The organism is Halosubterraneus shenae, assembly GCF_050510935.1.
GTDB lineage: Archaea > Halobacteriota > Halobacteria > Halobacteriales > Haloferacaceae > JBDGPU01.
In genome coordinates this window covers 154,264-166,820 of the sequence record NZ_JBNLVO010000004.1, presented here as the reverse complement: position 1 = coordinate 166,820, position 12,557 = coordinate 154,264, and the positions used below count along the sequence as shown (strand labels likewise).

The following is a 12,557-nucleotide window of genomic DNA, read 5'->3' as shown; positions in this document are numbered from 1 at the left end:
CCGTCACAGGGGACTGCCGCGGACCAGATGGCGTTCTCGGCAGTCGCTTCCAACCGTCCTCGCCCTGCACCGGTGTCAGAAGTGTTAACTCCCGCACCCGTGTCCGATCCGACGATGGCAGACGACTCCCCGCGGATCGTTTCCGAGCTCCGGAACGCGTTTCTCACGGGCGTTGCGGTCATCGTTCCGCTGCTCATCACGCTGATCGTTCTGGCGATCGCGTTCAACTACATCTACGTCTATCTCGACTTATTCTCCGACGTCATCCTCCCCTTCTCGCCGCGGGTCCACGTCCCTCACTACGGCGTCGTCGAGCGCGAAGTCCTCGTCGAGGTCACCACGCCGCTCGTGCTCCTGGTGCTGATCCTGCTGGTCGGCCTGACGGCCAACTCCTCGCGGTACGGGGAGCTCGCCGTCGACTACTTCGATTACGTCATCGAGCGCATCCCGGGCATCGGCTCCGTCTACCAGAGCTTCCGCCAGATGAGCGACGTGATGATCGACTCCGAGACGGAGAACTTCCAGGACGTCGTCCTCGTCGAGTACCCCACCGACGGGTCGTACACGATCGCCTTCGTGACCAGCGAGACGCCGCAGTCGATCGCCGGGCCGGTCGGCGAGAGCGACATGAAGACGCTGTTCATGCCGATGGCGCCGAACCCGGTGATGGGCGGCTACGTCATCTTTGTCCGCGAGGACCGCGTCGTCGACGTCGACCTCACGGTCGAGGAAGGGATCCGGGCGCTCGTGACGAGTGGCGTCGCGCTCACCGAGGCGACCGGGGGCGTGTCGGGCGTCTCCGAGAGCAAGCTCCGGGAGATCTCGATGATCGACCAGGTCGAGCAGCGACTCGACCCGGGACAGAAGATCGGCGACATCACGCGCCCGCAGGACCTGATCACCGACCGACCGGAGGAGTACGACGAGAACGTCGACCCCGAGCGCGCCAGGACGGCCGACTCGCTCGCCCGGCGGGAGCGCGAGGAGCCGGAGACGCCGGACCGCTCCATGCCCGGCGACAAGGACGACGCGTACAGCCGGGTCACGCCCGCGGAGCGCGCCGGCCGGTACGAGTCCGAGCGGGAACCGACCGAACGGCCCCCGGACGAGGCCGCCCGAGACCCCGACGAACGCGAGCCGACGGAGACCGAACCCGAACGCGCCGCCGGGCGCGACCCCGACGAGCGCGAACCGACCGAGGAACCGCCCGAACACCGGACGAACAGGGCTCGAAGTGACCGGGTCGAATCGGCGGAGTCGGCTGAAGGCGACGGTGAGTCCGGCGACGGCGCGGGTAGCGAGCGCTCGACCGACGACGCGGACGGCGAGGACGACGGAGAGAGGGACGCATGAGCTTCGACCTCCGCGCCCACACCGCCGACGTGGCCGTCGAGGCGACGGCCGACACGCTCGGCGGCGTCTTCGCCGCGGTCGCCGACGGGCTCACCGCCGCGATGTGCGAGGACGTCCCCGAGGTCGGCGACCGATTCGAGTTCGAGGTCCGCGCGGAATCCCGCGACGCTCTCCTCTTCGACTACCTCGACCAGCTCATCTACGAGCGCGACGTGCGCGGCGTTCTTCCCGCCTTCCACGAGGCCGCGGTTTATAAGCCGGACGGGGAGGACGGCGAGTGGGTCGTCGACGCGAGCGCGCGGGGCGTCCCGTTCGACGCGGTCGACGCCCGCGACGTGAAAGCCGTCACCTACTCCGAGATGGAGCTGGAGCGGCGCGACGACGGCTGGTACGCCTACGTCGTCTTCGACGTCTGATCCGCGAGTTGTTTCGTCCCAGCTGAGCCTTTATAAATAGCGTCGGTTGTCGTCGCGAGCGACACCACTCGGCACCCCCAGAAAGCCCCAGCCGCTGAGCGGTCGCGCTGCTCGTTGCGCTCCTCACCCGGCTCGCTCACTGCGTTCGCTCGACGGGTTGCGGTGCTACCATCGCAGTGCTTCCCGCTCAGCGGCTGCCCCTTTCAGTCCCACCCAGGAGTGGTGGCCGTGGCGTCGCGCGCGGCGGCCACTGGGCTGGCGTCGTCCGCCGGACAGCTGGCGCGCGGTGCGGTTGCAGAGCTGTCGCCGTCGCGGTTGCGGAGCTGTCGCTGTCGGGGTTGCAGAGCTGTCGCTGTCGCGGTTGAGGTGCTGTCGCTGTCGCAGTTGCCGAGCGGAGCTGTCCTGGCGGGCTGAAAGGGCGACGGCCGGTCGCGGTGTAACGGAGTCGCTGAGCCAGGCTCTATCCGCGGCGGGCTTTGCGGAGAGCCGCGGATATCCTGCTCAGCGACCGCGAGCGGCCGATGGCTTTCTGGTTGTTTGCAGTGCTGTCGAGAGCAAGACCGTATCACCTGTTCAAGCGCGCTTATAAAGAAAGGCCGAAGGCTTTCTGGGCGTTTGCGATGCGGTCAAGTGCAGCAGCGTCTGCACCTGTTCATACAGTTTATAAGCAAGAGCGGCAGAGACCGCTCCAGCGGTTCAGACCAAGTACCCCAGCGGCCGTTCCTTTATATAGTATATAAAAAACGAACCATCGAACCACCACCCGCGACCTTCAGAAGTCGAGTTCGCCGTCGTCGGTAATGACCTGGTCGACCAGCTCCACGGGAGTCGCGTCGTAAGCGGGGTTCTCGATCGCCACGTCCGCCATCGGTTCGCGGGCGACCTCGACGGCGTCGCGGAAGTCGTTCTCGAAGTGGAACCCCTCGATCACCTTGCCGCTCGACCCGACGACGGTGACGGGCACGTCGAGGTGATTCGCCGTGACGACCAGCGGGAGCGTGCCGACGCGGTTGTAGTAGGTGTCGTCGGTGATGCAGGTCATCCCGAGGATGACGCGGTCACACTGCTTGAGAGCATGGCCCATCGCGCTGTCGACGACCATCGTCACGTCGAGCGCGTCGTTCTCGGAGAGCTGGCGCGCGGAGCGCCGCCCGAGGAATCGGGGACGGGCTTCCGTGACCCAGGCGTCGAGCTCGAGGCCGTCGTCGGTCGCCTGCTCGACCGCCTCGAAGACGGTCGTGGAGTAGTCGTGGGTGAGGAACGTCTCGCCGTCGGCAAGGGTCTCGGCGGCGTTGGCCGCGGCCTCGCGTTTGCCGCGCTCGATGCCCGCGACGACGTCCTCGATCGCGTCGCCGAGTAGCCGCTTCGCGTCCTCGATGCTCGTCGCGTCGCCGACGACCCGGCGTTCGACCTCCCGGAGGGCAGTGTGCAGCGTCGCGTGGGAGGGGTTCGACCGCCGGAGCGCGCCCGCGTTGTGCTCGAGGTCGCGCTCGAACTCCTGGACGGAGGCGTACTCGCGGTCGAGCAGCTCCGCGAGGGCCTCGGTCGCGATCTCCGCGACCTCCGAGGAGCTGTGGGACTCCATCGCCCGGATCTCGGCGACTGTCTCGTCGATCATACCCTGTGGGTTCCCCGGCACATCTCAAAGTCCTTCCGGGAATGCAGTCCGACCCTACCCCTTGATGTTGCAGACGGGATACGTCCGCGCGACCTTGTCGCCGATGCCGAGGGCGTCGCTGACGCGGACGACCTCGTCGACGTCCTTGTACACGCCGGGCGCCTCCTCGGCGATGGTCGCGCCGCTCTCGGCTTTCACGTAGATCTCGTTCTGCTCCTCGAGGTCGTCCTGCACGTCGCCGCCCCAGTACTCCTGTTTCGCCGCCGTGCGACTCATCAGGCGGCCGGCACCGTGCGCCGTCGATCCGAAGGAGACGTCCATCGAGTTCTCGCCGCCGCGGAGTACGTACGAGCCCGCGCCCATGCTCCCGGGGATGATCACGGGCTGACCCACGTCGCGGTAGGCGGCCGGGACCTCCTCGTGGCCTGCCGGGAACGCGCGCGTCGCGCCCTTCCGGTGGACGAACAGCTCGCGGTCCTCGCCGTCGACGTCGTGAGTCTCCCGCTTCGCGATGTTGTGCGCGACGTCGTACAGCAGCTCCATGTCGAGGTCTTCGACCGGGTCGGCGTCGAACACGTCGCCGAACACCTCCCGCGTGCGATGCATGATGAGCTGGCGGTTCACCCACGCGAAGTTGATGGCGGCACACATCGCGCCGTAGTACTCGTGGGCCAGCTCCGAGCCGGCCGGCGCCGCGGCGAGCTCCGTATCCGGTAGCGACTCCAGCAGGTCGGCGTGCTCCTGCTCGATGTCCCGCAGGTAGTCCGTGCAGGTCTGGTGGCCCAACCCGCGGCTCCCGCAGTGGATCAGCACGACGATCTGGTCCTCCTGGAGGCCGAACGCGTCCGCGACCTCCTCGCGGTACGTGTCCGTCACGCGCTGGACCTCGAGGAAGTGGTTCCCGGAGCCGAGCGACCCGACCTGGTTGCGCCCGCGGTCCTTCGCCTTCTGCGAGACGAACTCGGGCCGCGCGTCCGGCCGGCGCCCCTCGTCCTCGCAGTGGTCGAGGTCGCTCTCGATCCCGTAGCCGTTCTCGACGGCCCACTCGACGCCATACTCGAGGATGTCGCCCATCGTGTCGCTGTCGGCCTGGACGATGCCGCCGCCGCCGAGCCCGGTCGGGACGGCGTCGAAGAGGGCGTCCACGAGTTCGCGTTCGCGCCCGCGGACGTCCTCGTAGGTGAGATTTGTTTTCACCATCCTGACGCCGCAGTTCGAGACGACGAACCCATCGGCCACGAAATTGTGTGCGTCGTGTGTAACACCGATGTCGTAAACCGGCTTCTCCCCCCGCTCCGCGATGTCGACGACCTCGGCAGTTACTGACAGGTCGTCCTGAACGATCGTTTCATCCCGGTATTCGTCGTAATCCGGGAAGTCAGCCGGCGGACGGGGACGACCGTCTCGTTCTCCGTACAGGCTTCGTTCGACGAACCGGTCGTTGATGTCGAACCGTTTCTTGATTTCCTTCGGAGCGACGCCGCCGTCGGCGAGCGCGCGAGCCTCCTCGGCGATCCGGGCTCGCGCGTCGATGACGCGTTCCTTGTGCTTGAGGTACTGCGTTGCTGCTATCGCCTCCTTCTGCTTCTCGCGTGCGTACCGGTAGCCGACCGTGGTGAAGAACCGGATGAGGTTGTCCGGGTCCGTGCTGATACCGAAGCGGAACCGCACCGTCTCGCCGACGGTCGTTTCCGTCCTTTCGACCTCCTCGAGGGCGTTCGTCGAGATTCCGAGGTCGTTCAGGTGCGTCATCAGGTCCCGGAGGAACGTCTCTCCGGCGTCCCGCTCGGCGACGAGGCGATTGTGTGAGACGGACGGCGCATAGAAGTTCTTCGCCGAGACGGTGTCGGGCGCGCTCATCTCGGCGCCGAAGAACGTCGACAGGTACAGCGCCTTCTGCCAGTCCGCAAGTCGGTCGAGATACTCGGGGGCCGTGAATCCCGACTCGACTTTCCTCCCTTCCGGAGCACCGAGCTTCACCAGCAGCTTGCGGAACGATTTCGCCGTCGAGCGCGCACTGTACTCAACTCGTTCGAACGAGTTGCCGTCGATCTCGTGGTTCCGTTCTCGCTCGTAGATCCGCGACGGGTCGAACCCGATGGCAGCAATGTCCTCCTGGATCCGTTCGAGATCCTTCGGCTCGCCGTAGAACCACGACTGGTTCCCGCTGAAGGAGCCGTCGCCAGTGTGATAGCCGACCAGTTTCAACAGGCGATTGAACGCCTCGTCGGTGGATTTCAGGGGAAGGAGATCGCGGTCTTTCAGCGCGCGAACTAACTGTGGATTTTCTTCCTCGAAGTCCGACTCGTCCAGCAGTGTGAACTCCGGCGGCGTTTCGTCCTGAAGCCCCTCGAACGGATGGAGGTAGACGTCGTCACCCTCCTCGAGGTCGTCGAGTTCCACCATTCCGTCCGCCGTTTTAAATGGGTGATCGGCGGTCGCCTCTACCGTGTCGCCCGTTTCCGTCTCAACCTCGTAGACGGTTTCGGGCTTCGACATCGTAAAGAGGCGGATGTCCGACGCGACGGCGTCGTCTCCCGTGGCGACGACCGCCGATTCGTCCTCGAATCGATCCCAGAGTCCCTCGATACGGCGCCGGCGACCGTGCGAGAGGAGGACGTCGGTGTCCCCCGGAAGGCAGTTGATGTCGTAGCCGACCGCTCCCGGCGAAATACAGCCGTTCTGGGCGTCCGTCGCGCCGACGCCGCCGACCGGGAAGCCGTACCCCTGGTGGCCGTCGGGCATGCAGATCGCGTGCGACGTCATCCCCGGGAGGTGCGTCGCGTTCCGGAGCTGCTGGAGGGTCTTGTCCTGGCCGATCTCGTCCAGCAGCGCCTCCGAGGCGAGCACGCGAGCGGGCACGTTCATCCCGTCGGCCTGCGGGATCTCCCAGACGTGCTCGCGCACTTTCTCGAGGGTGATGTCGCCGATCTCGCGCGTGGTCATACTCGAAGCGTCTCCCCCGAGAGAGAATAGCGTTACGACGGCCCGCCGGTGTGCGACACCGTCGCTGCCGCGTGGCGGCCGCGGTCGAGCCGCCAACACTACCTCCACCGCCCCGCTTCCAGTTTCACTTCCACTGGGGGGGTATGGCTCGCGCCTTTTTCCGAGGCCCACGTACGTCCGCCCATGCACCCCGACTTGCCGCAGCTCGACGCCGGCGACGTCACCGCGTTACGTCGCGAATCGCCCCGAGACAGCTCGCTCCACCGGCTCGTCGTCGACGAGCTCGGGCGCGCCGACGAGGCCCTCTGGCTCGACGCGCGCAACAACGCCTCGACGTACACCCTCTACGAACTCGCGCCGGGCACCGCGCGCCTCGATGACTTGCGCATCGCCCGCGCCTTCACGGCCTACCAGCACCACAGCATCGCTCGCCGCCTCGTCGCGGAGGCGACGCCGGCGACGGACCTCGTCGTCGCCCCCTGCCTCGCGAGCCTCTATCGCGACCCCGACCTCCCGGACGAGCGCGCGACGCGGCTCCTGCGCTCGACGCTGTCCATCCTCGCGGAACTCGCGGCCGCCGTCGACGCCGCGGTCCTCGTCACCGTCGAGCGCGACGACCACGCGACGGAGCGCATCCTCGCCACGGCCGACCGCGAGCTCGAGGCCAGATCCACGGCCGAGGGCGTCGCCTTCGAGGGCGACGACTACGTCACGCCGGGCTACTGGGGCACGGGCTTCTGGCAGACGACCGTCCCGTACTGGGTGGACGTCTGCGGCACGACGCCGGCGGTCGACCGCCCGGCCGTGCTCGGCAACTCCATGCGTCCCTCCGTCGCCAGCGCGGACCCGGACCTCGTCGGCGCCAACCCGCCCATCGCGCCCGAGATCGACACCGCCGGGCTGCTCGACCGCACGGACGCCGACTGGGGGGCCGTCTGATGGGCCGGACGAACCCCACCTTCCGGGACTTCCTCGACGGCTACGAGGCGCGCTGGAGCGCCTACCGGCGCGCGCTCCGGAAGCGCCATCGCGACGACTTCGACCGCCTGTTCGCGCGCGTTCGCGACCACGCCGACGCCGCCAGCCACCAGAACGCGACGGACCCCGAGATGGCCGTGCTCGTGTCAATCCTGCTCTCCCAGGAGCGGGAGCTCCGGCAGCTCCGCGAGTGCGTCGACGAGCTGGAGCGGGCGGGGGAATGAGATGTTCACCGTCGACTTCCGCGACGCGAGCGCCGTGGACGTCGCCGGCGGTCGTGCTGGCGACGGCGCTGGCGACCGCGACGATACCGCCGATTCCGCCGCTGCCGCCGAGAGCCCCGCGGCTGCCGACCGCGCCCTGAATCCCGTCTGCCCGAACGACACCGTCGCCGTCGAGTGGCACCGGACGGACGCGGGCCTCGAACGTCGCGTCGTCGACGACTACTGCCCGACGATCTACGTCTCGGGGCCGGACGCGGCGCTGACGGCGCTCGGCGAGACCGTCGCCGACTGGCCCGCCGTCGCCGGCGTCGACACCGAGCGCTGGCGAACCAGCCTCCACGCCGACCCGGACGAGCGGGAGGCGGTCCTCCGCATCGATACCGCCATCGGCGCGCCGGCGCGGGTCGCGCGGCGGATCCGCGACGAGTACGAGCCGGACCGCCACGCGCCGGGGACGCTGAAGCTATACAACGTCGACTTCGAGCCCGGACTGCGCTACGCGCTGGCGACGGAACCGGACCCCATGCCGGGCGAGGACGCGTCACTGCGCGTACTCCGGATCGGGCTCGGGAAAGACGCGCTCGCGGAACGGAACGTTTCGGCCCTCCGGATCGACGGCGAGGTCTGCGCCGGCAGCGGCACCGGTGGCGGCACCGGCGGCGGCGAGGGCGGCCCCGAAGCGAGCCTCCGGACGCTCGCGCGTCGCCTCCGCGAGGGCGATCCGGACGTCCTCGTCGTCTCGTCGGCGGACCTGATCCCCCTGCTCGCGGAGCGCGCGGTCGCGCACGACGTCTCGCTCCCGCTCTCGCGCGACGGCGACGTCGGCGCCGACAGCTACGCGAAGCTCGCCGGGCGGAGCACGTTCGAGAGCTACGGGCGAACGGGCCACTCCCCGTCGCGGTACGCGGTCCCCGGCCGGGCCATCGTCGACACGTCGAGCTCGTTCCTCTGGGCGGAGGCGCGCCTCGACGGGCTCTCCTACCTCGCCCGCCGGTCGGCGCGCCCGCTCCAGGAGACGGCGTGGGCGAGCATCGGGACGATCCTCACGGCGATCCAGACCCGCGAGGCGCTCGCGCGGGGCGTGCTCGTCCCCTGGCAGAAGTGGGAGCCCGAGGCGTTCGTCGACGTGGGGACGCTGCACGCCGGCGACCGCGGCGGGGCGACGCTGGCGCCGAACCACGGCCGATACGAGAACGTCCGCGAGGTGGACTTCGCGTCGCTGTACCCGAACGTCATCCGCGAGTACAACGTCAGCCCCGAGACCGTCGCCTGCGACTGCTGTGATACCGCCGACGTCCCCGAGCTCGGCTGGTCCATCTGCGAGGAGCCGGGCTTCCTCGGCGACGTGCTCGGCCCGCTGCTCGACGACCGCGCGTGGTTCAAGCGCGTCGCCGCCGCGGCCGAGCGCGCCGGCGACGACGCCCTCGCGGGGTCGGCCAGCGCGAAGTCAGCCGCGATCAAGTGGATCCTCGTCTCCTGTTTCGGCTACCAGGGCTACCGGAACGCGAAGTTCGGGCGCATCGAGTGCCACGAGGCGATCAACGCGTACGCTCGCGACGTACTCCTCGCGGCGAAGGAGCGCTTCGAGGCGGGCGGCTGGCGCGCCGTTCACGGCATCGTCGACAGCCTCTGGGTGACGCCGGACGACGAGCACGCCGAGAGCGCTCCCCGCGACCCCGAACCCGCCGCCGATCTCGCCGCCGACGTGACCGACGCCGTCGACGTCGAGCTGGAGGTCGAGGCCGAGTACGACTGGCTCTGTCTGCTCCCGCGGCGCAACGACGGCGGCCCGGTCGGCGGCCGCGGCGGCGCGCTGACGCGCTACTTCGGCCGGAAGGCCGGCGTCGACGCCGACCCCGCCACCGGCGAGGGGTACAAGTACCGCGGCATCGAGTGTCGCCAGCGCAGCACACCGGAGTTTGTCGCCGACTGCCAGCGCGAGCTGATCGACGTGCTCGACAGCGACCCGCGGCCCGAAGCGGTCTGTGACCGCCTGTCGGCACAGCTTCAGGAGCTTCGATCGGGCGCCGTCGACCCCGCGGACCTGACCATCCGGACGCGCCTCTCGAAGGCGCCCGCGGAGTACAGCCGGAACACCCGGACGGCAGCGGCGCTCCGGCGTGCGGAGGACACCGCCGTCACTTTCCACGCCGGACAGGACGTGGAGTACGTCGTCACCGACGACGACGCGGACCGCCAGCTCGCCCGCGTCCGTCTCGCGTTCGAGGACCCGACGGACTACGACGCCGAGGCCTACGCCGAGCAGCTGATCCGGGCCGCCGAGAGCGTCACGCTCCCGTTCGGCTGGGACCGCGGGCGGATCCGCACGTACCTGGCTGGGGACCGGAACGCGTCGCTATCGGCGTTTTAAACCAGTTCGCTAGCTGTCGGAAAACGGACCAAGCCAGGGCAGGGATTTGAACCCCGGAAGTCTCGATTACAAGTCGAGTGCATGAACCGCCCATGCTCCCCTGGCGCAGGCGAAGGTAACGCATCCCCGGTTTTGTCAGTATCGTTTCCGGCCGAGTTCACGTCGAGTCGAGGGATTCGTCGCGGTCGGCTCCGTCGGTCCCGCTCTCGGTTCCGCCTTTGGCTCGCTCGTCGAGAGGCTTCTCCAGCTCGACGCGGTGTGGCTCGTAGCCGTGCGTGCGATAGAAGCGGCGGGCGTCCTCGTTCGCGGCCATCGCTTCGAGGGCGACGACGTCCGCACCGGCCTCGGCCAGCGTGCGTTCGGCTGCTCGCAACAGCTCGCCGCCGACGCCGTCGTCGCGGAACTCGGGGCGGACGTAGATCGCGTTGACGACGCCGCGTGTCACGTCCTGGTCGTAGCCGCCACGGTCGATCGAGGCCATCACGAAGCCGGCGACCGCGTCGTCGTCGCGGGCGACGGTGACGTAGCCGGTCACGACCTGCCGACCGACGGTTTCCCGGACGGCGCCCCGACTGGGATCCGCGCGGACGTGTGACCCGTGTTGCCGCTGGTCGCTGGCCAGGTCGACCCAGAGGTCGACGATGGCGTCGACGTCGTCCGTCGTCGCCGGCGTCAGGCGCATACCAGCCCGAAGGTGTGGGCGCGGATTGAACCTGTCGCCGCGAAGGTACCGTTCGGCAGGGTCGCTCCGGAGCCATCGGCGACCTCGGCGTGTTTCAAAAGCCCAGAACGCCGAGCCGTCGGGTTGTTGTCGCGACTACGACCCGTCCTCGGCCAGCACCTCGTCGTCGACCGAGTCGTCCCCCAGCGATCGACGGAGGTTGAGTCCCAGACCGAGGCCGAAGGCGATCAGTGCGCTCGCAAGGATCCACGCGAGGTTCGGGTGCTCGAGACCGAGGTGGCCTACCACTGTCATGTGGTAGGTTCGAGGAGCGAAGGGGAAACTGTTGTCGGATTTTCGTCGGCAGCGTCCCGCTCCACCGGTCTCCATCCACGGTGTCGTTGACGAAATTCTCGTTACCGGGCGTATAGTGCGACGCCGCCGGTCGGACGGCGGGGAGCGACCGGGAGGTCGCTGCTACACCTCCAGACAGTCCTGACAGAGCAGCTTTCCGTTGGACCGATCCAGGTCGGCCGTGAGCGCGCCACACTGCTCGCAGATGCTCTGGGTGACGACGCCCGCAGTGTCACCGACCTCCTGCGTCGAGGTGGCGGCCTCGCGTTCGGCGCCGGTCTCGCGCTGGATCTCCCGCTCGGGCGCGCGACGCATCGGAGTCGCCGCGAGCACGTCCCGCTCCGTAACGACGCCGACGGCTTCCTCGTCGACGGTGACGATGAGTCGGCCGGTGCCCTCGGTCACCAGCCGCTCTTCGGCGACGGCCACCTGTTCGTCCGCCTCGATCGTCGGGACCGGGGGTTCCATCACGTCGCCGACGGTTGCCCCCTCGAGCTGCCCGTCCTCGAGGAGCGCGGTCAGCGCGCTCCGCGGGGTGAGACAGCCCACCGCCTCGCCGCCGCGGAGCACGACCAGACAATCGGCGCCCTCGCTCAGCATGAGTTCGGCGGCGTCGGCGAGATCGTCCGACTCGCTGACGCCCAGAAACTCCCGGTGCATCAGGTCGCGAACCGTGGTACCGTCACGCATACTAAAAGGAACGGCGTGAGAGGTGTAAAAAGTGCCTACAGTAGAGTTATACCGCTTGCCGCGTAAGCTTCGAGTTCGATGCGGCGGACCGCGTTCGCGGTCGGGTTTGTGAGTACTGAGCGACACGGTCGAGCGTCGCCGCTGAGAGTTGAGCCCCAGTCGGGTGCAAAAAGCAGGGTTCAAACGCGTCCCGCCCTCAGTCGGAGATATGGCCATTCCGTCGTTCGTGATCGGGATCGCCGGTGGCACCGGCGCGGGGAAGACGACGGTGGCGCGGCTCGTCACGCAGAACGTCGACGACTCGGTCACCAGAATCCCGATCGACAACTACTACGAGGATCTCTCGCATCTCGACTTCGAGGAGCGGGCGAACGTGAACTACGACCACCCATCAGCCTTCGAGTGGGACCTCCTTCGCGAACAGCTCGAGGCGCTGCTGGAGGGGCAGTCGGTCGAGATGCCCCAGTACGACTTCGAGATCCACAACCGCAAGGACGAGCGCGTCACCGTCGAGCCCACGGACGTCATCGTCCTCGAGGGCATCTTCGCGCTGTACGACGAGGCGATCAACGAGATGCTCGACCTCCGGCTGTACGTCGAGACCGACGCGGACGTGCGCATCCTCCGGCGCATCGACCGCGACGTCGTCGAGCGCGGCCGCGACCTCGAGGGCGTCATGGACCAGTACCTCTCCACGGTGAAGCCGATGCACGAGCAGTTCATCGAGCCGACGAAGAAGCACGCCGACCTGATCATCCCCGAGGGCGCGAACAGCGTCGCCGTGAACCTCCTCGAGGAGAAGATCCACGCCGAGGTCGACGGCGACGCGGTGCGGAGCTGGGATCGTGGAAGCGTCGAAGGCGAACTCGCCGACGGCGTGACGCTCGATACTGAAAGTTAACGCTCTTCTCCGTTGCTGTCTCGTAGACGCGTTTCTTCGTCGACT

General features: G+C 68.2%; 11 protein-coding genes, 1 tRNA gene and 1 pseudogene. 6 read left to right on the top strand and 7 right to left on the bottom strand.

What is annotated here, in order from left to right:
* Positions 1-114 precede the first annotated feature (114 nt).
* Positions 115-1,353: a DUF502 domain-containing protein gene (locus ACQE3M_RS09910; protein WP_430505442.1), complete on the top strand. Its 1,239-nt coding sequence runs from the start codon at positions 115-117 to the stop codon at positions 1,351-1,353.
* Positions 1,350-1,769 carry an archease gene (locus ACQE3M_RS09905; RefSeq protein WP_430505441.1) on the top strand — a complete coding sequence of 140 codons (420 nt, stop codon included), beginning with the start codon at positions 1,350-1,352 and terminating at the stop codon, positions 1,767-1,769. The genes ACQE3M_RS09910 and ACQE3M_RS09905 overlap by 4 nt, the downstream gene beginning before the upstream one ends.
* A gap of 772 nt (positions 1,770-2,541) precedes the next feature.
* On the opposite strand, the gene ACQE3M_RS09900 is transcribed toward ACQE3M_RS09905, so the two are convergent.
* The 3 genes and pseudogenes from ACQE3M_RS09900 to ACQE3M_RS09890 form a co-directional block, all read right to left on the bottom strand.
* Positions 2,542-3,387 (bottom strand): eIF2B alpha/beta/delta subunit family protein, encoded by an 846-nt coding sequence (locus ACQE3M_RS09900; RefSeq protein ID WP_430505440.1) that lies wholly within the window; start codon positions 3,385-3,387, stop codon positions 2,542-2,544.
* A 54-nt stretch (positions 3,388-3,441) separates the two neighbouring features.
* A complete protein-coding gene (locus tag ACQE3M_RS09895; protein ID WP_430505763.1) occupies positions 3,442-6,033 on the bottom strand; it encodes an RtcB family protein in 2,592 nt (863 codons plus the stop codon).
* Positions 6,025-6,333: pseudogene (locus tag ACQE3M_RS09890) on the bottom strand (RtcB family protein); the annotation flags it as partial. The pseudogene ACQE3M_RS09890 and the gene ACQE3M_RS09895, both read right to left, overlap by 9 nt.
* Positions 6,334-6,516: 183 nt before the next feature.
* Here ACQE3M_RS09890 and ACQE3M_RS09885 point away from each other — a divergent pair.
* The 3 genes from ACQE3M_RS09885 to ACQE3M_RS09875 are packed head-to-tail and all read left to right on the top strand — an operon-like array spanning position 6,517 to position 9,906.
* Positions 6,517-7,272, top strand: a complete 756-nt coding sequence (locus ACQE3M_RS09885; protein ID WP_430505439.1) for a hypothetical protein — start codon at positions 6,517-6,519, stop codon at positions 7,270-7,272.
* Positions 7,272-7,535: a DUF8156 family protein gene (locus ACQE3M_RS09880; RefSeq protein ID WP_430505438.1), complete on the top strand. Its 264-nt coding sequence runs from the start codon at positions 7,272-7,274 to the stop codon at positions 7,533-7,535. Before ACQE3M_RS09885 ends, ACQE3M_RS09880 begins: the two co-directional genes overlap by 1 nt.
* 1 nt (position 7,536) lies before the next feature.
* Positions 7,537-9,906 (top strand): type B DNA-directed DNA polymerase, encoded by a 2,370-nt coding sequence (locus ACQE3M_RS09875; protein WP_430505437.1) that lies wholly within the window; start codon positions 7,537-7,539, stop codon positions 9,904-9,906.
* A gap of 31 nt (positions 9,907-9,937) precedes the next feature.
* Here ACQE3M_RS09875 and ACQE3M_RS09870 read toward each other — a convergent pair.
* The 4 genes from ACQE3M_RS09870 to ACQE3M_RS09855 form a co-directional block, all read right to left on the bottom strand.
* Positions 9,938-10,011 (bottom strand) — tRNA-Thr (locus tag ACQE3M_RS09870).
* A 52-nt stretch (positions 10,012-10,063) separates the two neighbouring features.
* Positions 10,064-10,588 carry a GNAT family N-acetyltransferase gene (locus tag ACQE3M_RS09865; RefSeq protein WP_430505436.1) on the bottom strand — a complete coding sequence of 175 codons (525 nt, stop codon included), beginning with the start codon at positions 10,586-10,588 and terminating at the stop codon, positions 10,064-10,066.
* Between the two features lie 135 nt (positions 10,589-10,723).
* Positions 10,724-10,882: a hypothetical protein gene (locus tag ACQE3M_RS09860; protein ID WP_430505435.1), complete on the bottom strand. Its 159-nt coding sequence runs from the start codon at positions 10,880-10,882 to the stop codon at positions 10,724-10,726.
* Between the two features lie 162 nt (positions 10,883-11,044).
* Complete coding sequence (locus tag ACQE3M_RS09855; RefSeq protein WP_430505434.1) at positions 11,045-11,611, bottom strand: CBS domain-containing protein; 567 nt, start codon at positions 11,609-11,611, stop codon at positions 11,045-11,047.
* A gap of 208 nt (positions 11,612-11,819) precedes the next feature.
* Here ACQE3M_RS09855 and udk point away from each other — a divergent pair, with 208 nt between their 5' ends.
* Positions 11,820-12,512 carry a uridine kinase gene (udk, locus tag ACQE3M_RS09850; protein WP_430505433.1) on the top strand — a complete coding sequence of 231 codons (693 nt, stop codon included), beginning with the start codon at positions 11,820-11,822 and terminating at the stop codon, positions 12,510-12,512.
* Positions 12,513-12,557 lie beyond the last annotated feature (45 nt).

What these genes read in the sequence shown, in the direction of transcription:
- ACQE3M_RS09910 (WP_430505442.1), top strand. Translation starts at nt 115, where the DNA reads ATGGCAGACGACTCCCCGCGGATCGTTTCCGAGCTCCGGAACGCGTTT.
- ACQE3M_RS09905 (WP_430505441.1), top strand. Translation starts at nt 1,350, where the DNA reads ATGAGCTTCGACCTCCGCGCCCACACCGCCGACGTGGCCGTCGAGGCG.
- ACQE3M_RS09900 (WP_430505440.1), bottom strand. Translation starts at nt 3,387, where the DNA reads ATGATCGACGAGACAGTCGCCGAGATCCGGGCGATGGAGTCCCACAGC.
- ACQE3M_RS09885 (WP_430505439.1), top strand. Translation starts at nt 6,517, where the DNA reads ATGCACCCCGACTTGCCGCAGCTCGACGCCGGCGACGTCACCGCGTTA.
- ACQE3M_RS09880 (WP_430505438.1), top strand. Translation starts at nt 7,272, where the DNA reads ATGGGCCGGACGAACCCCACCTTCCGGGACTTCCTCGACGGCTACGAG.
- ACQE3M_RS09875 (WP_430505437.1), top strand. Translation starts at nt 7,537, where the DNA reads ATGTTCACCGTCGACTTCCGCGACGCGAGCGCCGTGGACGTCGCCGGC.
- ACQE3M_RS09865 (WP_430505436.1), bottom strand. Translation starts at nt 10,588, where the DNA reads ATGCGCCTGACGCCGGCGACGACGGACGACGTCGACGCCATCGTCGAC.
- ACQE3M_RS09860 (WP_430505435.1), bottom strand. Translation starts at nt 10,882, where the DNA reads ATGACAGTGGTAGGCCACCTCGGTCTCGAGCACCCGAACCTCGCGTGG.
- ACQE3M_RS09855 (WP_430505434.1), bottom strand. Translation starts at nt 11,611, where the DNA reads ATGCGTGACGGTACCACGGTTCGCGACCTGATGCACCGGGAGTTTCTG.
- udk (WP_430505433.1), top strand. Translation starts at nt 11,820, where the DNA reads ATGGCCATTCCGTCGTTCGTGATCGGGATCGCCGGTGGCACCGGCGCG.